29 protein-coding genes are annotated in these 24080 nt (G+C 57.7%); 23 read left to right on the top strand and 6 right to left on the bottom strand.

The features are described from left to right. The first annotated feature begins 120 nt into the window (after positions 1-120). From fliF to fliR, 13 genes are all read left to right on the top strand, one after another. The gene (gene fliF / locus MX657_RS14535; protein ID WP_346806047.1) at positions 121-1800 is read left to right on the top strand and encodes a flagellar basal-body MS-ring/collar protein FliF; all 1680 of its coding nucleotides are present in this window, start codon (positions 121-123) and stop codon (positions 1798-1800) included. After that, positions 1800-2786: a flagellar motor switch protein FliG gene (gene fliG / locus MX657_RS14530; protein ID WP_217478934.1), complete on the top strand. Its 987-nt coding sequence runs from the start codon at positions 1800-1802 to the stop codon at positions 2784-2786. Before fliF ends, fliG begins: the two co-directional genes overlap by 1 nt. Continuing rightward, positions 2773-3477, top strand: a complete 705-nt coding sequence (locus MX657_RS14525; RefSeq protein ID WP_346806046.1) for a flagellar assembly protein FliH — start codon at positions 2773-2775, stop codon at positions 3475-3477. The genes fliG and MX657_RS14525 overlap by 14 nt, the downstream gene beginning before the upstream one ends. Continuing rightward, the gene (gene fliI / locus MX657_RS14520) at positions 3474-4838 is read left to right on the top strand and encodes a flagellar protein export ATPase FliI (protein ID WP_346806045.1); all 1365 of its coding nucleotides are present in this window, start codon (positions 3474-3476) and stop codon (positions 4836-4838) included. The genes MX657_RS14525 and fliI overlap by 4 nt, the downstream gene beginning before the upstream one ends. 27 nt (positions 4839-4865) lie before the next feature. Beyond that, entirely contained in the window at positions 4866-5297 is a 432-nt protein-coding gene (fliJ, locus tag MX657_RS14515; RefSeq protein ID WP_346808561.1) for a flagellar export protein FliJ, read from the top strand. Next, a complete protein-coding gene (locus MX657_RS14510) occupies positions 5294-6319 on the top strand; it encodes a flagellar hook-length control protein FliK (RefSeq protein ID WP_346806044.1) in 1026 nt (341 codons plus the stop codon). The genes fliJ and MX657_RS14510 overlap by 4 nt, the downstream gene beginning before the upstream one ends. A 129-nt stretch (positions 6320-6448) precedes the next feature. Next, positions 6449-6955: a flagellar basal body-associated FliL family protein gene (locus MX657_RS14505; RefSeq protein WP_346806043.1), complete on the top strand. Its 507-nt coding sequence runs from the start codon at positions 6449-6451 to the stop codon at positions 6953-6955. A gap of 5 nt (positions 6956-6960) precedes the next feature. Continuing rightward, positions 6961-7953 carry a flagellar motor switch protein FliM gene (gene fliM, locus MX657_RS14500; protein ID WP_252002121.1) on the top strand — a complete coding sequence of 331 codons (993 nt, stop codon included), beginning with the start codon at positions 6961-6963 and terminating at the stop codon, positions 7951-7953. Positions 7954-7960: 7 nt separating this feature from the next. After that, positions 7961-8344, top strand: a complete 384-nt coding sequence (gene fliN / locus MX657_RS14495) for a flagellar motor switch protein FliN (protein ID WP_041909256.1) — start codon at positions 7961-7963, stop codon at positions 8342-8344. Then, positions 8344-8715: a flagellar biosynthetic protein FliO gene (gene fliO, locus MX657_RS14490; RefSeq protein ID WP_346806042.1), complete on the top strand. Its 372-nt coding sequence runs from the start codon at positions 8344-8346 to the stop codon at positions 8713-8715. The genes fliN and fliO overlap by 1 nt, the downstream gene beginning before the upstream one ends. Before the next feature lie 29 nt (positions 8716-8744). After that, positions 8745-9443 carry a flagellar type III secretion system pore protein FliP gene (gene fliP / locus MX657_RS14485; RefSeq protein ID WP_080329720.1) on the top strand — a complete coding sequence of 233 codons (699 nt, stop codon included), beginning with the start codon at positions 8745-8747 and terminating at the stop codon, positions 9441-9443. 9 nt (positions 9444-9452) lie between these two features. Continuing rightward, a complete protein-coding gene (gene fliQ / locus MX657_RS14480) occupies positions 9453-9722 on the top strand; it encodes a flagellar biosynthesis protein FliQ (RefSeq protein ID WP_217478926.1) in 270 nt (89 codons plus the stop codon). After that, positions 9722-10501, top strand: a complete 780-nt coding sequence (gene fliR, locus MX657_RS14475) for a flagellar biosynthetic protein FliR (protein ID WP_346806041.1) — start codon at positions 9722-9724, stop codon at positions 10499-10501. Before fliQ ends, fliR begins: the two co-directional genes overlap by 1 nt. A gap of 3 nt (positions 10502-10504) precedes the next feature. On the opposite strand, the gene MX657_RS14470 is transcribed toward fliR, so the two are convergent. Next, the gene (locus MX657_RS14470) at positions 10505-11029 is read right to left on the bottom strand and encodes a hypothetical protein (protein ID WP_346806040.1); all 525 of its coding nucleotides are present in this window, start codon (positions 11027-11029) and stop codon (positions 10505-10507) included. Then, a complete protein-coding gene (locus tag MX657_RS14465; protein ID WP_346806039.1) occupies positions 10995-11816 on the bottom strand; it encodes a winged helix-turn-helix domain-containing protein in 822 nt (273 codons plus the stop codon). The genes MX657_RS14470 and MX657_RS14465 overlap by 35 nt, the downstream gene beginning before the upstream one ends. A 477-nt stretch (positions 11817-12293) precedes the next feature. Between MX657_RS14465 and MX657_RS14460 the strand changes: the two genes are divergently transcribed. The 4 genes from MX657_RS14460 (at position 12294) to MX657_RS14445 (ending at position 16427) form a co-directional block, all read left to right on the top strand. Then, a complete protein-coding gene (locus MX657_RS14460; RefSeq protein WP_346806038.1) occupies positions 12294-12764 on the top strand; it encodes a DoxX family protein in 471 nt (156 codons plus the stop codon). A 113-nt stretch (positions 12765-12877) separates the two neighbouring features. Then, positions 12878-13936: a methyl-accepting chemotaxis protein gene (locus tag MX657_RS14455; RefSeq protein WP_346806037.1), complete on the top strand. Its 1059-nt coding sequence runs from the start codon at positions 12878-12880 to the stop codon at positions 13934-13936. Between the two features lie 123 nt (positions 13937-14059). Beyond that, on the top strand, positions 14060-15955 hold the full coding sequence (locus MX657_RS14450) for a methyl-accepting chemotaxis protein (RefSeq protein WP_346806036.1): 1896 nt from the start codon (positions 14060-14062) through the stop codon (positions 15953-15955). Positions 15956-16067: 112 nt separating this feature from the next. After that, on the top strand, positions 16068-16427 hold the full coding sequence (locus tag MX657_RS14445; RefSeq protein WP_346806035.1) for a hypothetical protein: 360 nt from the start codon (positions 16068-16070) through the stop codon (positions 16425-16427). Between the two features lie 76 nt (positions 16428-16503). On the opposite strand, the gene MX657_RS14440 is transcribed toward MX657_RS14445, so the two are convergent. Then, positions 16504-18024: a flagellin gene (locus MX657_RS14440; protein WP_346806034.1), complete on the bottom strand. Its 1521-nt coding sequence runs from the start codon at positions 18022-18024 to the stop codon at positions 16504-16506. 299 nt (positions 18025-18323) lie between these two features. Here MX657_RS14440 and fliD point away from each other — a divergent pair, with 299 nt between their 5' ends. The 3 genes from fliD to fliT are packed head-to-tail and all read left to right on the top strand — an operon-like array spanning position 18324 to position 20569. Next, positions 18324-19805, top strand: a complete 1482-nt coding sequence (gene fliD / locus MX657_RS14435; protein ID WP_346806033.1) for a flagellar filament capping protein FliD — start codon at positions 18324-18326, stop codon at positions 19803-19805. Positions 19806-19848: 43 nt separating this feature from the next. Further along, entirely contained in the window at positions 19849-20256 is a 408-nt protein-coding gene (fliS, locus tag MX657_RS14430; protein ID WP_346806032.1) for a flagellar export chaperone FliS, read from the top strand. Further along, complete coding sequence (gene fliT / locus MX657_RS14425; RefSeq protein ID WP_346806031.1) at positions 20249-20569, top strand: flagellar protein FliT; 321 nt, start codon at positions 20249-20251, stop codon at positions 20567-20569. Before fliS ends, fliT begins: the two co-directional genes overlap by 8 nt. A gap of 189 nt (positions 20570-20758) precedes the next feature. Here fliT and MX657_RS14420 read toward each other — a convergent pair whose 3' ends face one another. From MX657_RS14420 to flgA, 3 genes are all read right to left on the bottom strand, one after another. Continuing rightward, on the bottom strand, positions 20759-21202 hold the full coding sequence (locus tag MX657_RS14420) for a flagella synthesis protein FlgN (protein WP_013097786.1): 444 nt from the start codon (positions 21200-21202) through the stop codon (positions 20759-20761). A 17-nt stretch (positions 21203-21219) separates the two neighbouring features. Continuing rightward, a complete protein-coding gene (gene flgM / locus MX657_RS14415) occupies positions 21220-21513 on the bottom strand; it encodes a flagellar biosynthesis anti-sigma factor FlgM (protein WP_346806030.1) in 294 nt (97 codons plus the stop codon). Positions 21514-21585: 72 nt separating this feature from the next. Next, the gene (gene flgA / locus MX657_RS14410; protein WP_346806029.1) at positions 21586-22284 is read right to left on the bottom strand and encodes a flagellar basal body P-ring formation chaperone FlgA; all 699 of its coding nucleotides are present in this window, start codon (positions 22282-22284) and stop codon (positions 21586-21588) included. A 248-nt stretch (positions 22285-22532) separates the two neighbouring features. Here flgA and flgB point away from each other — a divergent pair, with 248 nt between their 5' ends. From flgB to MX657_RS14395, 3 genes are read left to right on the top strand one after another with little or no spacing between them, the layout of a single operon-like run. Beyond that, positions 22533-22943 (top strand): flagellar basal body rod protein FlgB, encoded by a 411-nt coding sequence (gene flgB, locus MX657_RS14405; protein WP_346806028.1) that lies wholly within the window; start codon positions 22533-22535, stop codon positions 22941-22943. Between the two features lie 6 nt (positions 22944-22949). Beyond that, positions 22950-23354, top strand: coding sequence for a flagellar basal body rod protein FlgC (gene flgC, locus MX657_RS14400; RefSeq protein WP_346806027.1), 405 nt, complete (start codon positions 22950-22952; stop codon positions 23352-23354). Between the two features lie 8 nt (positions 23355-23362). Continuing rightward, positions 23363-24067, top strand: coding sequence for a flagellar hook assembly protein FlgD (locus MX657_RS14395; protein WP_346806026.1), 705 nt, complete (start codon positions 23363-23365; stop codon positions 24065-24067). The last annotated feature ends 13 nt before the right edge of the window (positions 24068-24080 follow it).

The raw sequence follows: 24080 nt of genomic DNA, 5'->3' as shown, positions 1-24080 counted from the left end.
TTCAGACGATAATGCCCGCCTGAAAAATTCTTATATTTTTGAAATCGTCGACATCACTCTCGCGAATTTCGTGAGCTGACGCGCATCGCAGATGCGTGCTATTTCATACAGGAATACGGCATGAGTGCCACACTAAATGATTTAACCAACAACCCGGCAGAGCGAATTAAATCAATACTGTCCTCACTTCGCAGCAGTCCAAAGCTTTTGCTGGTGATTTGCGGCGCTGCGGCGCTTTCCGTCATCATCGCGTTAATGTTCTGGGCAAAGGAGCCGGACTACCGGGTGCTGTTCAGCAATATCAGTGATGAAGAAGGCGGCGCGATTGTTGCGCAGCTGTCGCAGCTCAACGTTCCTTACCGTATCGACACGCCGGGCGGCGTTATTATGGTACCGGCTTCGCAGGTGCATGAGGTGCGCATGAAGCTGGCCCAGCAGGGGCTGCCGAAAGGCGGTTCGGTGGGCTTTGAACTGCTCGACCAGGAGAAGTTTGGCGTCAGCCAGTTTACCGAGCAGGTGAACTATCAGCGTGCCCTGGAGGGCGAGCTGGCGCGCACCATTGAAAATCTCGGGCCGATCCAGAGCGCGCGCGTGCATCTTGCCACGCCGAAGCCGTCAATGTTTGTCCGCGAGCAGAAAAAACCGACCGCATCTGTCACCGTCAATCTGCTGCAGGGGCGTACCCTTGACGACAGCCAGGTGGTGGCTATTACCCATCTTATTTCCAGTGCGGTAACCGGGCTGGCAGCCGAAAGCGTGACCATTGTCGATCAGCGCGGCAACCTGCTGACCCAGAGCGGTCTGCGCGGTTTGCAGACGGCACACCTGAAGTACACCAACGAAATTGAAACCGACTATCAGCAGCGCATTCAGCGCATTCTGGCCCCGCTGGTGGGGGATGAAAACATCCGCGCTCAGGTGACGGCGCAGATTGATTTCACCGAGCAGGAGCAGACCCAGGAGCAATATCAGCCTAACAGTGACCCTGAAAAAATGGCGATCCGCAGCCGTCAGGCGAGCCTCTCAGAACAGGGTAATCGCCGCGGCGCGGGCGGCGTGCCGGGAGCATTGAGCAATACGCCTCCCGCACCGGCCACCGCACCGCTGACCCAGCCGCTCAACACCCCGGCGGATGACAAAAATGAGAAAACCACCGGCAACGGGGCGAACCGCGAGCCCGCACAGCCGTACAACAACCGCAGCGACGAGACCACCAATTTTGAAGTGGATCGCACCCTGACCCATACCAAATCCAATACCGGACGCATCCAGAAGCTGTCGGTGGCGGTGGTGATTAACCACCTGCCGCAGGGGGAAGAGGGGAAGCCGGGGCCGATTAGCGAGGCCGAACTGACCCGCATTAACGCGCTGGTCAAAGAGGCCATCGGCTATAACGCCGCGCGCGGCGACAGCGTCAATATCCTCAACTCCGCGTTTAACGGCGTGGTGGAAACACCAGTACCGCCGTTCTGGGAACAGGATCGTTTCTACGCCCTGCTGATGGCGATCGCCCGCTACCTGGTGATTGCGATTATCGCCTGGGTCATGTGGCGCAAGCTGGTGCAGCCGGCCTGGATCCGTCATCAGGAGACCGCTATCCGTCGTCTTGAGATGGAAAAAGAGGCGCGAGAAGAAGAGCTTGCCGCCCGGAAACGCGCTGCGGAGAAAAACAACCGCGACCGTGCCCAGCAGCGCGTGGATACGGAAGTCAATAGCCAACAGCTGCGTGAGCTGGCAGAGCAGGAGCCACGCGTTATCGCCCTCGTGATCCGCCAGTGGATGAGTAAGGAGCCTAAATAATGAATGCCTCAGAAAAAAGCGCCATCGTCATGCTGACGCTGGGAGATGTCCTGGCGGCGGAGGTGTTCAAGCACCTCAACGCCCACGAGGTGAAGCAGATCAGCGGGTCGATGGTCAATATGGCGGGCTTTACCCACGATCAGATGGCGATGGTGCTGGAGGAGTTTAAGAAAGACTCCAGCGAATACGCGGCGCTCAGCCTCAACACCAACGACTATCTGCGCAGCGTGCTGGTCAAGGCGCTGGGCGAAGAGCGCGCCTCCTCGCTGCTGGAAGATCTGCTCGATACCCATCAGGGCACCAACGGCATTGAAACGCTCAACTTTATGGATCCGCAGGCGGTGTTTGACCTTATCCGCGAAGAGCACCCGCAGATCATCGCCACCATCCTGGTGCACCTCAAGCGTAACCAGGCGGCGGACGTGCTGGGTAAATTCGACGATCGCGAACGTAACGACATCATGCTGCGTATCGCCACTTTCGGCGGCGTACAGCCTGCCGCGCTGCAGGAGCTGACGGAAGTGCTGAACAACCTGCTGCACGGTCAGAACCTCAAGCGCAGCAAGATGGGTGGCGTACGTCCGGCGGCCGAGATCCTCAACCTGATGAAATCCCAGCAGGAAGAGGCGGCCATCGAGGCGGTTCGCGAGTTCGACGGCGAGCTGGCGCAAAAAATTATCGACGAGATGTTCCTGTTCGAAAACCTGGTGGATGTGGAAGACAGAAGCATCCAGCGTCTGCTGCAGGAGATCGAGAGCGATACGCTGATCGTTGCGCTGAAAGGGGCCGACGAGCCGCTGCGCATGAAGTTCTTCCGCAATATGTCCCGTCGTCAGGCCGAGCTGATGACCGACGATCTGGCCTCCCGCGGCCCGGTGCGTCTCTCGCAGGTCGAAGCCGAACAGAAGAACATCCTCAACGTGGTTCGTCGCCTGGCCGAGTCTGGCGAGATCCTGATTGGAGGCAGCGACGATGCCTACGTTTGATGAACACAACGCCGCAGGATGGCGTGCCTGGAAGCCGGAAAACCTGCTGGGTGAGCCGCTGGAAACCCCGCTGCCGACGCTGGAAAACGGCCAGTCTGAGGCGCAGCTGAAAGCCGAACTGGCGCGACTGCGCAAGCAGGCGGAGCAGCAGGGCTTTGCCCAGGGGCAGCAGCAGGGACAGGAAGAGGGCCGCAAGCAGGGCTATGAGGCGGGGCTGAAAGAGGGCCGCGACGCGGGTTTTGCCCAGGGTGTGGAACAGGCGCGCGCGGAACAGCAGGCGCTGCTGCGCGAGGCTGAACGGTGGGTCAGCAACTTTAAGCTGGGGCTGGAAAACCTCGAAGGGCTGATCCCCGCTCGTCTGGTGCAGCTCTCGCTGACGGCGGTGCAGCAGCTCTACGGTACCTCCCGCGTGGCGGACAACCATGCCCTGGTCACCCGGATCCGCAGCCTGATGCAGCAGGACGCGCTGCTGCACGGCCCCCTCCAGCTTCACGTCAGCCCGGACGACTTTGCGGGCGTGCAGGCGGCGCTGGGAGAAACCCTCACCGCGATGGGCTGGGAGCTGCACCGTGACGCCAGCCTGGCCGCCGGTGGCTGCCGGGTGGTCTCCCCGGACGTGGAGGTGGACGCCAGCATGGAAACCCGCTGGCAGGCGCTGTGCCAGCTGGCGCGCGAGGAGCTCTCGCAATGAGCCAGCAGCTAAAGCAGTGGCTATCGGCCCTTGACCGGGTGGAGGAAAAACTCACCCGGGTACCCGAGTTTCGCCAGTACGGCAAACTGACGCGCGCCACGGGACTCGTGATGGAGGCCGTGGGGCTGAAGCTGCCGATTGGCGCGCTGTGTATCGTTGAACGCCAGACCGAACACGGAATAATTCCGGTTGAGAGCGAAGTGGTGGGCTTCAACGGCCAGACGCTGTTTCTGATGCCGCTGGAGCATGTCGACGGCATCCTGCCGGGGGCGCGCATTTACGCCCTGCAAACCGACAGCCACGCCGGTAAACAGCTGCCCGTGGGCCCGCATCTGCTGGGCCGCGTGCTGGATGCGCAGGGCCGACCGCTGGATGGCCGTCCCGCGCCGGGCAAACCGGCGGCGGGGCTTTTTACGCCGACGCTTAACCCGCTGCACCGCGACCCGATCAAAACCGTCCTTGACGTCGGCGTGCGCGCCATTAACGGCCTGCTGACGGTGGGGCGCGGGCAGCGTATGGGCCTGTTCGCCGGTTCCGGCGTTGGAAAAAGCGTGCTGCTCGGCATGATGGCGCGCTTCACCACCGCTGACGTCATCGTGGTGGGGCTGATCGGCGAGCGTGGCCGCGAGGTAAAAGATTTTATCGAGAATATCCTCGGCGAGCAGGGGCTGGCGCGGGCGGTAGTGGTTGCCGCCCCGGCTGACGTTTCGCCGATATTGCGTATGCAGGGGGCCGTTTACGCGACGCGCATCGCGGAAGATTTTCGCGAGCGCGGCCTCAACGTGCTGCTGATCATGGACTCCCTGACGCGTTACGCCATGGCGCAGCGTGAAGTGGCGCTGGCCATCGGCGAACCGCCCGCGACCAAAGGCTATCCGCCGTCGGTCTTTGCCCGCCTGCCTGCGCTGGTGGAGCGGACCGGTAACGGCGAGAAGGGCGGTGGGTCAATCACCGCGTTTTATACCGTTCTGACGGAGGGGGACGACCAGCAGGATCCGATTGCCGATTCCGCGCGGGCGATCCTCGACGGCCACATCGTCCTGTCGCGTCGTCTTGCCGAGGCGGGCCACTATCCGGCGATTGATATTGAAGCCTCGATCAGCCGCGCCATGACCGAGCTTATCCCGCACGCCCAGTACCGCAAGGTGCAGCGTTTCAAACAGCTGCTTTCCGCTTATCAGCGCAACCGCGATCTGGTCAGCGTGGGCGCATACGTCAAAGGAAGCGACGCCATGCTGGACCAGGCTATCGACAAATACCCTTCGCTGGAGGCCTTCCTCCATCAGGCGATCCACGAGCGCAGCGGCTATGACGACGCCATTCGTGCGCTATCCGGGCTCTTCCCGGACATTAAGGACTAACCCGGAGGCGTAATGAAAAACAACCCCATGGCCCGGCTGCGCGACATGGCGCTGGAGACGTTAACGCAGACCACCCGCGCGCTGGGCGGCGCGCAGCAGCAGCTTCAGCAGGCGCTCACCCAGCGCGAACAGCTGCAGCACTACGAACAGGAGTACCAACATTCCCTGCGTCAGGGAATGATGGGCGAGGGCATGTCGGTAGCGGATCTGGTGAATCACCAGTCGTTTATTTTGTCGTTGAAGCAGGTCGTGAAACAGCAGGAAGGACACGTCAGCGCCTGCGAGCAGGCGGTCGACAAGGTGAAACAGAACTGGGTGCAGAACAAGCAGCGCCTGAACGCGTTTGAAACCCTGATTGAGCGTCGGGCGACGGCGCAGGCGTTGGTTCAGAGCCGACATGAACAAAAGCTGATGGATGAATTTGCTCAGCGTGCCGGACAAAAGAGAGAAAGGCTATGAACATTGATATTGCTACCCTGCTACTGGGTGGCGGAGCGCAGGGCAAACCGAAAGCCGGGCTGTTGTCTGACGAGGATTTTGGCCCGGCGCTGGAGGGCAAGCTGGCGCAGCTGTTTACCGGACTGGATCCGCAGGCGCTGCCGGAGGCGATGCTGCCCGCCGGTATGCTGCCGGGACAGCTCACGGAAGTTACCGCCGGAGGGGATGACGAGAGTGCTGACGCGCTGCTGATGGCCCCGCCGGGGCTGGCGGAGGCGCTGACGGGCGTTGTCATTACCGAGGGCGAAGGGGAAGAAAGCCCGCAGTGGCAGCTCCAGCAGCTGGTCACCCGCAGCGTAACGGGCACGGAGACGGCGCCTGGCAAGCCTGCCGTGCGCGAAAACCCGCTGTCGCAGGACGGTAAAGCGCCGTCGCCGCTGAGCGCGCCGGAGAAGACATCACCGGCGTCAGCATCGCCGCTGCTGGCGCAGTCTATGAGTGAACCCGTCGCCGCGCCGGAGATGTCCGTAACCACCCCGGCCAGCGCCGTGGCGCTGGCCGCCGCCGTGCGTACCAGCGTCGCGCACGCGCCGCAGCAGGTTGTTACCGTCAATCACCCGCCGGAAACGCCGGAGTGGAAGCAGTCGGTCAGCCAGCATATTGCGCTCTTCAGCCGCAACGGGCTGCACAGCGCAGAGATCCGCCTGCACCCGGAAGACCTTGGGTCGCTGCACATTTCCCTGCGCATGCAGCAGGATCAGGCGCAGATCCATATCGTCACCGAGCATGCCCACGTTCGTCACGCCATGGAGCAGGCCATGCCGCAGCTGCGCGCCGCGATGGCGGAGTCGGGTATTCAGCTCGGTCAGGCGAACGTCAGCGCCGACGGGCAGCCGTTTGCCGCCGGTGAGCAGGGCGAAAACGCATCGGGCCAGGAACAGGCCGAACAGGAGGGGGAAACGCTAACGACGGAGGAGGAGAGTGTGCCGACGTTATTAACCACCACACCGGGAAATATATACGGAATTAATACCTTTGCCTGAAGTCCTGAATTAGCTTCAGGAATGAAATTTTATCGCCTGATTATCAGGATGATTAAATGGACTACAATGTCCGCCATATTGACACGAGGGTAGAACGCTGCCCTCTCTTATTTATCAGGTATACGTTCAATGAGTAATAAAAATAAAAAGGTCGCCAGCGGCGGAGGGTCTCGCTCGCTTCTGATGACGTTCATGTTTTTGACTGCCGTTGCGGCGTGCGGGTTTTCCGGCTACCTGTTCTGGGAAGTGAAATTCGCGAAGCCGGCACAAGAGGTCGTGGAAGGGGAAGCGAAAACAGCGTCTGAGTCTGCGCAAGTCGAGCCGCTTTACGCCTCGATGAATACCTTCACCGTGAGCCTGAAGCCGACCGCGAATGAATCGGATCGCGTATTGTACCTGGGCCTGTCTATTCGGGTGGCTGAGCAGAAATCGCTTGCCGTTCTGGAAAAATATTTACCGGAATATCGCAGCCGCTTATTTATGTTGCTCACCCATCAGACCTATGAAGAATTAGCCACCGATGAGGGGAAACGCCGTCTGATGACTAATATTCAGAACGAGCTGGATAAACCGCTGGCGTTTAACCAGTCTATTCGCGTCACCGACGTCCTTATTAACGAATTTATTCTGCGGTAATAATTATGGCTGACAGCTTTTTATCACAGGATGAGATCGACCGCTTGCTTAACGCTGACGCTGACAGCAGCAGCGATCTGCATAACAGCCGACCCGATGCCGGGATAAAACCCTACGATCCGCATACGCAGCGTCGGGTGATCCGCGAGCGTCTGCATTCGCTGGAAATTATTAACGAACGCTTTGCTCGTCAGTTCCGTATGGGGCTGTTTAACCTGCTGCGCCGAAGCCCGGATATCACGGCGGGGAATATTAAGATCCAGCCGTATCACGAGTTTGCCCGCAACCTGCCGGTGCCGACAAACCTGAACCTGCTGCACCTTAACCCGCTGCGCGGCACCTCGCTGATGGCCTTTTCGCCGGGGCTGGTGTTTATGGCCGTGGACAACCTGTTTGGCGGCGACGGGCGTTTTCCGACTAAGGCCGACGGTCGGGAATTTACGCCCACCGAACAGCGGGTGATCCACCGCATGCTATCGATGGCGCGCGAGGCGTACGAATTTGCCTGGAGCTCAATCTATAAAATCAAAACGGAGTACATCCGTTCGGAAATTCAGGTGAAGTTCACCAACATTACCTCATCACCTAACGATGTGGTGGTCACCACGCCGTTTTCGGTGGAGATCGGTTCGCACCGCGGGGAGTTCAACATCTGTATTCCCTTCAGCACCATCGAACCGCTGCGCGAGCTGCTGAGCAACCCGCCGATGGACAACTCCCGGCAGGAAGACACCCAGTGGCGCGGCCTGCTGGCCAGCCAGATGCGCGAAACGGAGCTGGAGCTGACGGCACGCTTCGCGGATATCGGCACCCGGCTTTCCCGCGTGATGCAGATGAAGAAAGGCGACATTATCGCGCTGGATAAGCAGGAGTTTATCGAAGCAAGCGTCGGTGGCGTACCGGTCTTCACGGCCCGCTACGGTGCCGTTAACAATCAATATGCCCTGAAGGTCGAGCAGATGATTCAGCCTTCATTACTATCATTAAACAAGGAGTAATTTCCCCATGAGCGATATGAACACCTCATCGGGTTCTGACGATCAGTCCATTGATAATCTCTGGGGTGATGCAATGAGCGAACAGCACGCGGCGGGAATTACCGACACCATGGCTGCACCGCAATTTTCTGACGAGATGAACCTGATCCTTGATATCCCGGTCAAAATGACCGTGGAGCTGGGGCGCACCAAGATGACCATCAAAGAGCTGCTGCGCCTGAGCCAGGGCTCGGTGGTGTCGCTGGACGGTCTGGCAGGGGAACCGCTGGATATCCTGATCAACGGGTATCTGATTGCGCAGGGTGAAGTGGTGGTGGTCTCCGATAAGTTCGGCATCCGCATCACGGACATCATTACGCCGTCTGAACGTATGCATCGCCTGAGCCGCTAATGAACGCCACTGACTCCCTCCCGGCCACTGGCTCGGTGCTGATGACGGTCACCGGCGCGCTGGCCCTGATTATCCTGCTGATGGTGGTGATGGCCTGGGCCGCCCGCCGCAGCGGGCTGGCGCGTCGGCTGAACGATGCCCAGGGCAACATGACCCTGGTGGCGAGCCAGTCGCTGGGCCCGCGCGAGCGCCTGGTGCTGGTTGACGTGGGCGAGCAGCGGCTGGTGCTGGGCGTCACCGCGTCACAGATTACCTGTCTTGCGACGCAGTCGCGCCCGGAAGATGCCCCGCAAACTTCTACGCCTGCGGCGACGTTCCCGCTGATGCTGGAAAAGCTGCGCCAGAACTATCGTCCGGGAGGTGGGCAGTGAACCGCCGTCTGCTGCTGGCACTCGTCCTGATGTTGCCTGCCGCCGGTGCGCTGGCGGCCAACGGTGATATCACCCTCGGCAAACCGGCGGGGGAAGAGGGCTGGACGTTGCCGGTGCAAACCCTGCTCCTGCTGAGCGGGTTTACCTTTATCCCTGCCGTACTGCTGATGATGACCGGCTTTACCCGCATCATCATTGTGCTGGGGTTGATGCGTAACGCGCTGGGCACGCCCACTGCGCCGCCAAATCAGGTGCTGGTGGGGCTGTCGCTGTTTTTGACCTTTTTCGTCATGTCACCGGTGTTCAGCCAGATCTACGAAAAAGCCTGGCAGCCGCTGCAGGAAAATAAAATCACCATGGAGGTGGCCCTGACGGAAGGGGTGAAGCCGCTGCGTGCCTTTATGCTCGACCAGACCCGAGAAAGCGATCTGGCGATGTTTGCGCGTATCGCCAAAACGCCTGATATCGCCTCGCCGGACGAGGTGCCGCTCAGCATTCTGGTACCGGCGTTTATCACCAGCGAGCTGAAAACCGCCTTCCAGATTGGCTTTACCATTTTTATTCCGTTCCTGATTATCGATCTGGTCGTCGCCAGTATTCTGATGGCGCTGGGGATGATGATGGTGCCGCCCACCACCATTGCGCTGCCGTTCAAGCTGATGCTGTTTGTGCTGGTCGACGGCTGGCAACTGCTGGTGGGGTCGCTGGCCCAGAGTTTTTACAGTTAGGAGACGACCATGACCCCGGAAAGCGTAATGGTGATTGGCATGCAGGCGATCAAGGTGGGACTGATGGTGTCAGCCCCACTGCTGGTGGCCGCCCTGGTCACCGGTCTCATCATCAGTATTTTGCAGGCCGCCACCCAGGTCAACGAAATGACCATGACCTTCATCCCGAAAATCCTGATGATTGTTGGCGTTGCGGTCGCGCTTGGTCCGTGGATGATGAAAATCTTTATTGAATACACCCGCGCGGTGTTCGCCAGTATTCCCTATGTGATCGGCTGATGGCCTTCGGACTTCCTCTCGACCAGCTCTACGGGCTGGTCAGCCACACCTTTTTCATTATGGTGCGCATTGCCGCGCTGCTGCACGTCGCGCCGTTTTTCAGCGAGAAGGCGATCAGCGTCCGGCTGCGCGCCGGTCTGGCACTGCTTATCGCCATCCTGATTGGCGGCACGTTGCCTGACGCACAGATCGGTCTCTACTCCTGGGAAGGGGTATGGGTGCTGGCAAAACAGGTGATTATCGGGGCGGCGATGGGGCTGACGATACAGCTGCTGTTTGCCGCCGTGCGCATGTCCGGTGAAATCATCGGGATGCAGATGGGGCTGTCGTTCGCCACCTTCTTCGACCCCGGCGCCGGTAACAGCCCGGTGATCTCGCGTTTTCTCAATCTGCTGGTGACGCTGCTGTTCCTCGCTTTTAACGGCCATCTCTGGCTGCTGGCGCTGCTGGCCGACACCTTCCAGACGCTGCCGGTTGACGCCACGCCGCTGCACGCGGGCGGGTTCAGGTATCTGGTGACCCACGCAGGGATGATCTTCAGTCAGGGGCTGATGCTTGGGCTGCCGGTGATTGCGCTGCTGCTGTGCATCAACTTTATCCTCGGGCTGCTAAACCGTCTGACGCCGCAGCTCTCTATTTTCGTGATTGGCTTCCCGCTGACGCTGACCTTCGGCATGCTGGCGCTGTTTCTGATTGCCGAAACGCTGGCACCGTTCTTTGAGCGCCTGATGGCTACCGGGTTTGATACCCTTGCCGGGCTGATTCAGGCGCTGGTGTAACCGTCAGTTCATGCAGGCAATACGGGCGACGGTTTCCGTGCCGGAGGCGAGCACCTTGTCGTCCAGCAGGTAGACGGTGCTGGTCGCCACTTCACCCGGTTTGATTTGCGGGAAAATATAATCGGTCACGTCTTCATCGGTGCTCTGGCCGCCGAGCTTGCGGTGCTGGCTGGTGACGGTGAGATGGAGCCGCTTGCCCGACACGTCAACGTCGTAACGCACTTCACGGTTTACGGCTTTGGGAAGCCCGTCGCGTTTGCCGTCTTTAAAGTGGCTGATGCTGCCGATATAGGTGGTATGCCCGTTAAACAGGCCGTCACGGTAGGAGCGGTAGATGCCGCGCGCCAGCGTCGCGTTGTTGTCGTCCTCGATAATGTAATACGAGGTCGGGGCAATACAGACCGCCTTGTAGGGCGAGGTGTATAACCCGTACAGCGCCATGGCGCCGGTCCCGATAACCACGCCGCCAAGAAACAGCAGCGCGATCGGCGATTTAATAATGGCGAAAATAGAACGATTCGCAGTCATTCCCTGAATCCTTAAAGGGTTGTTGGCAGGCAATAAGCCCCTGGAATTTACTCATCTTTTCCGAGCCCGTCGTGACATACAGTACCGCTGCGGGCTTCTCGTCAGTGCGGCGCGCCAGCACATGGCGGGTGTAGGTTTGCAGCGTGGACTCAATCAGGGCGGTCTGCGACTGCTTGTCCTGCTGAACCATCACCTCGGTGCCGGGCGGCACGCCGGGGCCATTCCAGCGCACAAAGTGCACCGGCTGTGGGCTAAAATCGAAAATGCCGCGCAGGAGGAGCGCAATCACCAGCCCCACGAGCACGCCGCTGAGCGTGACGCAGCTCTTTTGCAGTAGCGTGCTGCGGGCACGGGGCGGGGCGGGGGTGACAGCTGGCGGAGCCTCTGGCGCATCGACCTGCACGGGAGGAGTCTGCTGCGGGAGGGTTTCCGTCTGTGTCGCAGGCGGCAGTTCGCTCGCGGTTTCCCGGACGATCAAACGATAGCCGCTGCGCGTCACGGCGATGAGCGTAATGGCTTCCTGCAGGTTCAGCTGAGCGAACGCGCGGCGTAGCTTGGTGATCATCACCCGCACGCTGTTGTCGGTAACCTCCACTCCGGCGCTGCGCCAGCCGATCTCCATCAGCTGTTCCTGGGACAACACCTCACCCTGCGCTTCCACCAGTGCGGCCAGGCACAGACATGCGCTTTGGGGAAGAGTGACGGTCTCTTGCGTATCCGTACGGGCAAGCGTACGGGTCTGCATATCCAGCGTCACTGACGATCCAATCGCGATATTGTTTAGCATAGTTATTTGATTCTTCTGGTGTATTGGGTATCGCTTCTGGCTAATGTAATTAATAGTAATGAATGCACGTTATTGCTAGCCGGGAGCCAGAGCGACATGCTTTTTATGTCTTACGTCATTTTTTTGCAACCACTTCGTAATAACGACCTTAACGCTATTAAGGATATTAATCGTGGTGTTATTAACCACATTAAAAGTGGAGTTTAGTGCGGTTTTACTTTAATCATTTTAAAACCAAATGGTTACATTTTTGGCGGTGCCGGCGGTGCTTCTGCGGCGTTGATAATGAGACGCTGTTATTATTACGAATTAATTATTTTTAATCTGAATAAAATTATTAATTATGCAGGCATTGAGGGCGAGGCGGTTGCGAACGAGGACCGCGAATTTATACTGAGTAAAAGACAGGTTATTGAATTTATTACACAGTATTTATTTTCTTTACAAGGATGACCGATGTTCTCTCTGAAGCGTTTTATGCATACGTCCGATATGCCGGCCATGTTTCCCGTACTCATCTGCCGCCTGGTATTGGGCGTATTTTTCTTTACCGCCGGGTTTAATAAATTATTTGTCCCGGAGAACCAGCTGCTGATGGTCGATACGATGCACGATGCGGGGATCCCATTTCCTGTCGTCATGGCGGTGGTCGTCGCGTTTCTGGAGTGCAGCATGGGGCTGCTGCTGACGCTGGGGCTGTTCAGCCGCGTTAGCGCGCTGGTACTGATGATCATCAGCACCGTGGCGCTGATAACTATCGGCATTTACACCATTCCACGCGGGCTTAATTTGATTTCATGGCTCAGCTGGCTGTTTTATCTGCCTGAGACCCTTTATATGGTGCTGTGCCTGTTCCCGTTGACCTGGGGCGGCACGCTATGCAGCCTCGACGGCTGGCTGGTCAAACGCTGGCAGAAGATGCGCAAAATTGTTTTTGTTGAGGGTTAACAGAAGTGCGCGGTTATCAACGGTTTGAAGAGCATATTTCCCGACCCCCGCATAATAAAATAGCCCTGTAGAGGCAGCGTTGTGCTGCCGTTAAAAGAACAGGCGCTGATGTCATGGTTTTTATTGTCATACTGGTCGTTATTTTCATTACCCTGGTGATTCTGGTGCAGGCGGGCGTCATGCCGTGGTTTATTCGCACGGAGGGGCAACGCCTGCGCACGCAGGTGGATGCCCTGGCAACCCAGCTGCGGGAGCAGCTCGATCGCGTTGAAGCGCAGCAGCGCTCAATGACCGAAAGCGTGGTCACCCTCAAAAGCTTCGCGCTGGACAAAAGCGCCCCTGGCGATACGGATATTGCCGACGAGACGGGCAACAGCCGTCAATTTCTCAACGCCCTGGTCAAAGAGACGGGCGAACGTCTTGGCGGTCGGGCATGGATTGTGGACGACACTGGCCGCATCATCGGCGATGCCGCCGGTGCGCCGACGGTGCAATCCCTCAACGACACCGACCTGCCGATGGCGGTGCCGCTGCGCACGCTGCTGGCCCAGTCGGGTGGCGGTCTGCGTCATACTCATTTTCGCAGCGCCAGCGGCGAGCATACGCTGGTGGTGATGCCCATTCCCGACAGGCCGTGGCTGCTGGCCATTGATGTTCCTACCCGACGTCTGGGGGAGCGTCCCGGCATTCTGTTGCATAAGCCGTGGCCGCTGGCGGCCTTGCTGCTGGTCTCCACGTTAACCCTTCTGCGCAGCCTGAACCTGCACCTCTCCCGCCTCAACGAAGAACTCCCGTCGCAGCTGAAAACCGAGCAGGGGGCGCACTTGCCGCCGCTGATGAAGGAGATCGGCGAGCAGGTAATCGCGATCGCTCAGGCTGCCAGTACGGTTGCTGAGGAGAACGAACGTCTGCTGCGGGTACCTGAAGCGAACGCCAATATGCTGGCGGTGCTGAGCGAAAGCGCCACGGGCGTGATCCGGGCGATGAACACCTGCACGACGCCGCGCTGCAGATTGCCGACAGCAGCGGCGCGCTGGTGCAGCTGGCCAGCCGCGCCTACAGCTATTCGCTGCATAACGAGGAGGGCGTTTTTGCCGTGGAGTCGCGCAACCTGGCGAGCCGCTGCGCGCGTTCGTCGAAAGAGCTCCGGGCGCTGGTTGACGATGCGATGATGCAGGCGCAGAGCGGCGCCGCATCGGTGACGCAAAATAACAGCGTGCTGATTGAAGAAGTTTATACGGTGGCAAACACCTTAATTCACCGCAACAGCGGATAAACAACGAGAATTTCCTGTTATGTTTTCTTCCCTTCAGAGCAGAGCCATTTTGCTGGTCTCCGCTTTCTTTATCTTACTGACCCTCATCACCCTCTGGGTGGTTATGCATTTTATTGCGCCCGCGCTGCTCAAAGAGGAGTACCGCCGCGTGCACTATCAAATTAACGAACACACCGCCGACGTGACGCAGCTGATGTCGCGGGTACAGGCGCAACAGCGCGGGTTGACGGAAACCGTCGCCCGGCTCGACAGCGTGCAAATCGACCGCCTGCTTCCCGCCCTGGTGAACCAGAACGGTGACAGCACCCTCTTTGGCGGCGGCGTGTGGCCGCTGCCGGGCAAGCGCGAACCGGGAATCGAGAAACACAGCACGTTCTATGCCCGGAACAATCAAAACCAGCTGCAGCTGAACAGCACGTGGAACCAGCCCGGTGCGCCACCGTACTGGCAACAGCCGTGGTTTAAGGCCGGGATGAACGCGGCAAAAGGGCAGTGCGCCTGGGCCGAGGCCTATATGGATGCTGCCAGTCCACAGCCGAGAACCAACTGCGCCATGCCCATCTGGCGTGACGGAGAACCGTGGGGCGTGGCGACGCTGGACGTGACGCTGGGCTTCTTTAATCAGCTGGCCCGCGAGATAGCAGAGCCGCTGCAGGGCGGCGTGCTGATTATTGAGGGCAACGGCAACATTATCGGCTACAGCCGCGCCGCCGGAGCTATGTCCGGGCTGAAAAACATTAACGACCTGCCCGGAGATGAGATTGCCATTCTGCAGGAGATGCTGGCGCAGGGCAGCGGTGGCTACATCGAGCGTACCTATGACGCCGACGATGGCGAACACACTATCTTTCTCTCGCCGATTGCCGGTAGCCCGTGGTTTGTGGCGACCGACACCCAAAGTAACCTGCTGAGCCAGCAGTCCCGCACCATTCTGCTGCGCCTGGGGATGGTGCAGATCCCGCTGCTGCTGTTGCTGGGCGTGGTACTGATTCTGACCGTGCGCGTCATGATGCGTAATCTCCAGACCGTGAGCGACCGTCTGGTGGCCCTGTCTGCGGGCGGGGCCGATCTGACCCTGCGCCTGCCGCAGAGCCGCACCCGCGAGCTGAACGCCATCGCCGACAACGTGAATACCTTTATGCGCTATCTGCAGGGGCTGTTGCAGCAGGTGGGGACGAGCACGCGCACGATTGCGGCGGCCTCCCATCAGATTGCCGAGGGCAACGTGGCGCTCTCGTCGCGCACCGAGGAGCAGTCCGCCTCGCTGACGCAAACGGCGGCATCAATGGAGCAGATTGCCGGTATCGTGAGCAATAACGCCGACAACGCGGCGCAAGCCGACAGGCTGGCGACGCAGGCGGCCACCGTGGCGCAGCAGGGGGCCGCGCTGATGACTGCCGCCGTCGAAAAGATGAGCCACATTGAATCGTCCTCCTTACGCGTAACCGACATCGTCGGGGTGATTGACGGTATCGCGTATCAGACCAATATCCTGGCGCTGAATGCGGCGGTTGAAGCGGCACGTGCGGGCGAACAGGGACGGGGGTTTGCCGTGGTGGCGGCAGAAGTACGGAGCCTGGCGCTGCGGTCCGCCAGCTCGGCGAAGGAGATCCGCGAGCTGATTAACGACGCGGTGACGGGCGTGCAGGATGGCAGCCGTCTGGTGCAGGAGGCCGGAGAAACCATGAATGCGCTGGTAACGTCGGTTAACGACGTGTCTACGCTGATGGAGCAGGTCAAAACCGCCAGCCGCGAGCAGAGCGTCGGCATTGAGCAGGTGAACGTGGCGGTATGTCAGCTTGAAGGTGCCACCCAGCAGAATGCCGCGCTGGTGGCGGACGTGTCGACGGCGGCGAAGGCGATGGAAGAGCAGGCCGTGGCGCTGGAAAGCGTGGTGGACCGGTTTAAGGTGTGATTCGTGGTACCCGGTGAAAATCACTGATGTAAATCGCTCTCAGCCCTCCCTGATGGAGGGCTTTTTGTTACGTGCTACCCTTAGTCAGGCAACGTTAAGGAAGAGGAGTGCTATGAATAGTAAAGCAATATATGGCCTGTGTGCGGCCCTTACGCTGGGCGGCTGTGCCGAACGTGCCACCGGAAAACCTGCGGCTAATGAACCGGATTTCTCCGTTCTGAACATGCAGTGCAGCGATGAGAGCGGTGAAAATCGTCTTGTCAAAATGTATTCAAAAACCGAAACGGTGAAGTTCGACGGCACAACGTACCACTTTGTTGAACCGACGGAACAGCAGCACAATCCTTCGCAGATGACGTTCAGCAGTGCAGAGGGAACCCTTGAGTTCGACATGGGCAAACAGGGTCACATCGGGCTGGTGCAAAAGACGGGCGGGCAGCAGAAGGCCTTTACATGCCAGAGCGTGAAATAAAAAAAGCCCTCCACCAGGGAGGGCAACCGCGCGTGAGGCACGCGCGTAATGACAATGTAAGGTGGTTTGTTACAGATTAACGCAGCAGGGACAGCACGTTCTGCGGAACCTGGTTAGCCTGGGCCAGTACGGACACACCTGCCTGCTGGAGGATGTTCGCGCGGCTCATGGCGGACACTTCTACGGAGAAGTCAGCGTCCTGAATACGGGAGCGCGCTTCGGTGGTGTTGATGATGTTGGTGTTCAGGTTCGCAATGATGGAGCTAAAGCGGTTCTGAACGGCACCCAGGTCGGCGCGGAAGTCGGCGACTTTGGTCAGGGCTTCATCCAGCTTAGCCAGCAGGCCATCTGCGAGTGCTCCGCTCGCTGCTTTCTCAATGAACTCAGTGTCAGCAGGACGTGCTTTTACGGCTGCAGGTGCACCACCACCTGCTGGGAAGGTAATTTCGAATGCTTCTTTACCTGTAGTTCCCGCTGGATCTTCACCATAAGCAAAGTATCTGGTGTTACCTGCTCCGTCTTCAACGGAGAATAACTTCATGCCGGAAGCTTCGGCTGTTGCGCCCCCGAAAGCTGCCCCCGCTATGGCATCCAGAGCTGCCTCGTCAAGTTTTCGGGTAGCAGCACCTCCAACTTCAGTAACTTCAGATCCAACACCCAAGACTTCCGCATTTTTCAACGTGCTCTTGCCATTCAGCAGCATGTCAGCGTCCACGTCCGTCATCACGGCTACTGACGTCACGGCACCTAAATCCACTTGACTACCAGTAGGATCCCATGAGAACGGAACATTCATCTCCTCCACCTCACCGGCAGCATTAGCCACAAAGAAACGGTATTGCCCTGAATCCGCATCCTCATAGGTTAATACTTGGGTAGGTGAAGCAATTGTAGCTGCGGCCTTAATGGTAGTAAGAGTAGCAGCATCAACAGTAAAGTCTTGACCAGTAGCAAGGCCAATTTTCTCACCTGTCAAGACATCGCTATCTTTGAGCACAGTACCTTTGTCTTCAAACTGAGATCCTGCCGCAATATTCCCATTCACGGTAATCCCAATATCGGCAAAGTCATCCATAAACTCATCCAGACCCAGGGTCTCCATATCCAGCTTGCTCAGCTTGATATCAATGGTGTCTTCGTCTTTATCGCCGATCTGAATAGTGATCTTCTCTTTAGAACCATCAAAGACTTTTACGCCGTTGAAGTTGGTGGTTTCCGCCACGCGGCCAATCTCTTCCAGACGGGTGGTAATCTCTTTCTTGATGGAGTCCAGGTCGCTTGCAGAGTTAGTGCCGTTTTTCGCCTGTACGGTCAGCTCACGGATACGGTGGATGTTCTCGCCCACTTCCTGCAGCGCCCCTTCGGTGGTCTGTGCCAGGGAGATACCGTCGTTGGCGTTACGTGCCGCCTGAGTCATACCGCGGATGGACGCCGTGAAGCGGTTGGAAATCGCCAGACCTGCCGCATCGTCTTTGGCGCTGTTGATACGCATACCGGAAGAGAGGCGCTGAATAGCGGTACCCAGAGAAGACTGAGATTTGTTCAGGTTGTTCTGAGCCATCAGGCTCAGCGCGTTGGTATTAATGACCTGTGCCATTGTTATATCCTTCTAAGTGATAACGGTAATAAGAGATATGCGTTCGTTGTTGCGCATACTTCTTTCATCGGGGGGAATAAAAAAGACTGAATTATTTTTTGATTTTTTTATTAATGGTGAGAAATGGCGTCAGGTTTGATGCTTATTGTTTAAATGGCAAAGCGTAATAGCGCAATAAGCGTGTAAAACTGTCTTTACCCTTCCGTCGTATTGTTGTGACCCTCGCGAAAAATTAAACTTCCTTCTCTATTACCCGATGAAAATAGTGAAAGCTATTTCATTTCTGGAGGAACATTATTATGGCTGCAACTAACTTTCTCGGCGTGGGCTCCGGGCTGCCGTTTGACCAGTGGCTGGCGGACGAACGCAAGGGGATCACCCAAAAACTGAACCCGTACCTGCAAAAGCAGTCGAGCTACAACGGTAAGATTTCCGCCTGGGGATCTATTTCAAGCTCGCTCAGCACCCTGAAAGACAATCTCAGCAAGCTGGAAGATGAAGGGTTTAACGGCGTCAGCGTTAGCGACAACAAAACATTCAAGGCCACTGCGGGGCAGGGGGCGATCCCCAACAGCTACTCCATTGCTGTTAAACAGCTGGCGAAAGCGCATCAGCTGGCGGTTGTGAACGATACGCGTGATAAACCCATTGGCAGCAGTTCGGCGAAGGTGACTATCACCCTGAAGGAGGGTGAAAAACCGCTGGAGCTGGATTTAGCAAAAGATGAAACCTCGCTCGATCAGATTGCGAAAAAGATCAATGAGCAGAAAGGGGATGTGGTGGCGGAGGTGATGACCATTGCGGATGGGGAGCACAAGCTGGTTCTGACGTCCAAAAAAACCGGTGATGCGGGGAAAATGGCGATTAACGTTACAGGAAACGATGTTCTGAAGAATAAGCTGAAGGATGCCGCTGATAATCCAGAAACGGAACCGAAAAATGCCATCATTTTCCTGAACGAAAAAGAGATCACTCGTAGCTCTAATACCATCAGCGATCTCATTGGTGGGGTAACGCTCGAGCTGCGTGAAGTGTCGGAGATCATTGACCCAGACGATCTTGATGACCCAAAGAGCTATAAACCCGAATCCCTCACCATCACCGAAGACACCTCAAAGGTGAAAACGCTGATAGAAGAGTTCGTTAAGAACTACAACAGCTACCTCACCACCGTCGCCGGTGCGACCAAATATACGGCGCCCGATCGCGACAAATTAGCGGACGGTGAAATTCCAATGCCTGACCCAACTAACGGCGCGCTGTTCAGCGACGGAGCTTTACGCCGCCTGACCAACCAGCTGAAAGCCACCGTAAGCGGCAGCTATCCCGATGCGGGGGAAGTTATTCAGACGCTGGGCAAATTAGGGATTACCGTCACGTTCGACGGCAAGATCGGCGATGACCGTACCGGTGCGCTGGGCACCCTGACCATCGATAACAAAAAGCTCGATGCCGCCCTGAAGGACAACCTGAAAGAGGTTGAGGCGCTGTTCCTTGGCAAAGGCGGGAAAGAGGGGATTAAGGATCGGATGGACGGGATCTTTAATGCCTACCTCGGCGATAAAGAGTCCATAGACAACAAAGACGGCGTCATTGAAGACATGCTGGAATCTCTGCGCGAGCAAGAAAAGCGTGTTGGCAAGCAGATCACGGCGATGGAACGACGCATTGATGAAACCATGCTGCGCCGGGAGAAAGAGTATCAACGCCTCGATAAAGCCATGAGCGATATGAACAGCATGAGCACCCGGCTGCAGCAGTCGCTGGCTGGGTTGGTTTAATCATTACTATCCCGGGCAGAGCGCTGCCCGGCAGGATTTGACGATGTACACCAAAACGGGCAACAGTGCCTACACCGCTGTCTCACTCGACAGCCAGATCACCGGCGCCACGCCGCACCAGCTGATCGTCCTGCTGTATGACGGGGCGATCAACGCCATGAAGCGGGCGGAGATTTACTTCCAGTCGGGCAATATTGCCCGTCGCGGCGAGATGATCTCCCGCGCCATCAATATTATCGACAACGGCCTGCGCGCCGGGCTCGATCACGAGAAGGGCGGGAAAATCGCCGAAGAGCTGGAGAGCCTGTACGAATATATCTCCCGCACGCTGCTGGAGGCGAATCTCAACAAATCCGGCGAAAAGCTGCCGCACCTCATCGCCCTGATGACCGGGATGCTGGAAACCTGGCAGGCCATTGCGCCACAGAACAAGCAGGTGAAACATGGATAAGGACGTCATTGCGCTGATTGAAGAGTTGCTCATCAGCAACGCGAAGCTGCGGCAGCAGGCCGGGAACGGCGAGTGGGATGTGTTTCTTGACGAGTCCGTGGCGTACACCATGGGGATGAGAACGCTGTGCGACATTGATTTAACCCAGCTGGCACAGCACAACAAAGCGTCCGTCAGCGCCCGGCTGGCGACGCTGCTGCAGAATGATGCCCTGTTAACGCAGGCTATTCAGGGGCGTCTGACCACTATCAGCACCGAACTCTCCGCTATGCGTAAAACCAGCAGCGTGGCAAAAGCTTACACGACGGTTTAAATTCTTTCCCCCTCACCCTGGCCCTCTCCCCAAAGGGGAGAGGGAAAAGGGCAGACCTGCACCAGAAATAAAGACCGCGCCGAATAGTCCCCTCTCCCCTCAGGAGAGAGGGTTAGAGTGAGGGGTGTTTTTTATTCCAAAAAAAAGCTCGCCGAAGCGAGCAAAAGAGGACAACGCAGACAGGAACGATCAGATACTGATGTTGTACTTGCGGCCAGAAGGCAGCTGGCTGGATTCCCCCGCCGGGCCATAGAGCGCGTTCGCGTGGCCCACATGGTCGATGGCCTTGCGGATATGCTGATTTTTCTTCATATGACTTTGCAGCAGCGACTCCACTTTTTGATTCAGCGCCTTGGTGCTGCGCACCTTCTCATGCACCTGTTGCCAGCTGGCAAACAGCTTGCCGAGCCCCGGGTAGGGGGCTTCTGTGCCACAGCTCTGCTCCTGCTGGCGGCGCATGTCGTCGTAATACTGAAGTGTGGTCAGCAGCTGGTTTTTGTTATCCGCCAGCACCTGCAGCGACACCGGGTTGATCTGCGTGCGGTTGAGCTGATTGACCTCTTCAATCATGATCGCCTCCAGTTCATCCAGAGACGTTTTCATCTGCGCGAGTATCGGGTAAAGCTTGTCCATAAGGGGCCTGTAAACGGTTAAAACTGAAACATGTCCTGCACCATGGCCTGAGCGATTTTCTCAGGCTCAATGCGCAGGGTACCTGCCGACAGCGCGGCGCGAAGTTCGGCGACCCGCGCGTAGTCCACGTCGCGGCTGTCGTCGGTCTGGATCTTTTTGGTTATTTCGCTCAGGGTGACGTTGGTATTGTCACGCTTGTCAGAACGCTTTGCCGTCGCGTCGCTTTCCTGCGGCTGCGTACGGGCGCGCAGATCCTGCGTAGGGGCGATTTTTGCAATCGGGGCGGTGGTCTGGCTGCTGTTGATGCTCATGGTAGTCCTCTCCGGGAAACATTTTCTGTACTCAATATTTCTTTCATCGGTGATTCACAGAAAACCTAAAATTTATTGTTGAGCAATGATTGTCACCTGTCCGTCCGCCCCCACTTTTCCGCTCACGGTGCGCCCGCCAGCGGTTTTGACCCTGAGCAGATCGTCCACCGCCGCGTTGTTCAGCGCTTTACCCTGGCTGCGGATACGAAAGCCGGAACCGGTGGTCACCAGGTCAACCGTCTGTCCGGCGCGCAGCCGCCACTGCTGGCGCAGCTGGCTTTCCAGCAGCGGCTTGCCGGCATCGACGGCGCGGGTCAGACGCTGGCCGATAATCTCATCGGCATTAAAGATTAAGCCCCCCGGCTGGTGGTCGAGACTGCCGGTGACCGGCTCGATATCGCTGCGCTGAACAATCGCCCCGCCGGGCAGGCTCTGGCTGGCCACCCACCAGGTACCCTGCGCGCTGATGCGTACCGGCAGGAAATGGCGGCGCGCGCCGCACTGTGCGAGCACGGTACGTTTGCCGGTCAGACGGCTGTCGCGGCCCACCAGGCTCAGCTCCGGGTTATCGCACACGGCGGCCAGCTGTGCAGGCGTGGCGAGCAGGGTGGCGGTACGCACCACTTCGCTACCGTTCTCCGGCTGTTTGATCAGCGCATCCAGCTTGAGCATCAGGCGCTGCTTCGCCGTCTGGTCAGACGGTACGCTGGCTGCGGCGGATGCAGAACAGAGCCATACGGTAACCGCCGTGCTGAATAATCGGAACCTCATTTTATTGCCTTAATCATGTTTTTATTCGCTAAAACGTGGCGAAATTATATACGCAGAGGCGGGGGTTTTATTGCGCTAAATAATGACATTTTTGTCGGCATTTAAATTCATCATTGTTTTAACTTTTCTCTCGTTATTTCTATTTCCTTAAATAGGCTTATTTCTGTCGGGTCTTCGCAGTGTGATATTTCACCCGCGCTGACTACACTATCGCAGTTTAATTTACGCAAGACAGGAGTCCTGTTGTCATGAATAAACTTGATGACGCCTTTCGCTTTCAACAGCAGGCGTTAGGTTTGCTGTCGCGCCGTCAGGATATATTGGCTTCGAATATTGCGAATGCCGACACGCCGGGCTACAAGGCGCGCGATATTGATTTTACGCAGCAGCTTAAAGCCGCCATGGAAAATAACAGCATGGCAAAATCTCCCGTATCGCTGGCATTAACCTCGCAGAAGCATATTGAAGGTAAAGCAATGCCGTTTGACGATGCGGATGTGTTGTATCGCGTGCCGGATCAGCCGAGTGCTGACGGCAATACCGTGGATATGGATCGCGAGCGCGTCAATTTTGCGGATAACGCCGTGAAATATCAGTCGGGACTGACGTTCCTTGGCGCGGATATTAAAAAAATGATGACTGTGCTCAGTCAGGGGTAATCAACGATGTCGCTCTTTAGCGTATTTGATATTTCGGGCTCGGCGATGGCCGCCCAGTCCCGACGCATTAACGTCAGCGCCAGCAATATGGCGAATGCTGACAGCGTGGCGGGACCGGACGGTCAACCGTACCGCGCGCGTCAGGTGGTATTTTCCGTTGACGCGTCGGTCGGCCAGGAGATCGGCGGCGTGCAGGTTAGCGACGTAGTCGAAAGCAGCGCGCCGGACCGCCTGGTCTACGAGCCGGGCAACCCGCTGGCTGATGAACAAGGCTACGTGCGGATGCCAAACGTCAACGTCATGAACGAGATGGTGAACACCATTTCAGCCTCCCGCAGCTACCAGGCCAACGTGGAAGTGATGAACTCCGCCAAAAGCCTGATGCTGAAAACATTAACGCTTGGTCAGTAAGGACGCATATGGCGGTCTCTTCGATTAACAACAACAGCGGCGCAGGTGGCACCGGTAGCGGCAACAGCGCGGCGGATCTGTCGAATCAGTTTATGACCCTGCTGGTCGCGCAGATGAAAAACCAGGATCCCACCAACCCGATGGATAACAACCAGCTCACCTCGCAGCTGGCGCAGTTCAACATGGCCGCGGGCGTCGAGAAGCTCAACAGCTCGGTGGCGGGGGTTCAGGCGATGATGATCCAGCTCGGCAGCATGAGCGCCTCCTCCTGGGTGGGCCGCAGCGTGCTGATTGAAGGCGAGGCAAAAGTTTCCTTTGGCGAACCGGGGAATGGCATTCATCAGGAAGGCGTTGAGCAGCCTGGCGGTTCGGACGATTTCCACTTCGTCTTAGCGGGCGACGCTGAAACGGTCACCGTCACCCTGCACGATGGCGACAAGGCATATACCGCAGAGCTGAAGAACGTGAAGCAGGGGATGAATAACTACAACCTCGACGATCTGGAAAACTTCAAGCCGGAGCCGGGACCGCCGCGCGACAGGGAGTACACCCTCTCCTTTGAAGCCAGCAATCCAGAGGGTGAAAACCCGGAAGTGATTGGTCTGGTTCAGGATCAGGTGCAGGGCGTCACGATGGATCCGAGCGGGCCGATTCTGCATCTGCTGAACAACGATCCGATCGGCATGGGCAAAGTCTTTGTCATTCAAAAATAGTCATTACTTTCTG

Origin of the sequence: Enterobacter chuandaensis (assembly GCF_039718975.1) — a bacterium.
In the GTDB taxonomy this organism is placed as follows: Bacteria; Pseudomonadota; Gammaproteobacteria; order Enterobacterales; family Enterobacteriaceae; genus Enterobacter; species Enterobacter chuandaensis.
Note: the sequence above shows the minus strand (reverse complement) of the source record. Positions and strands in the feature narration are given on the sequence as shown.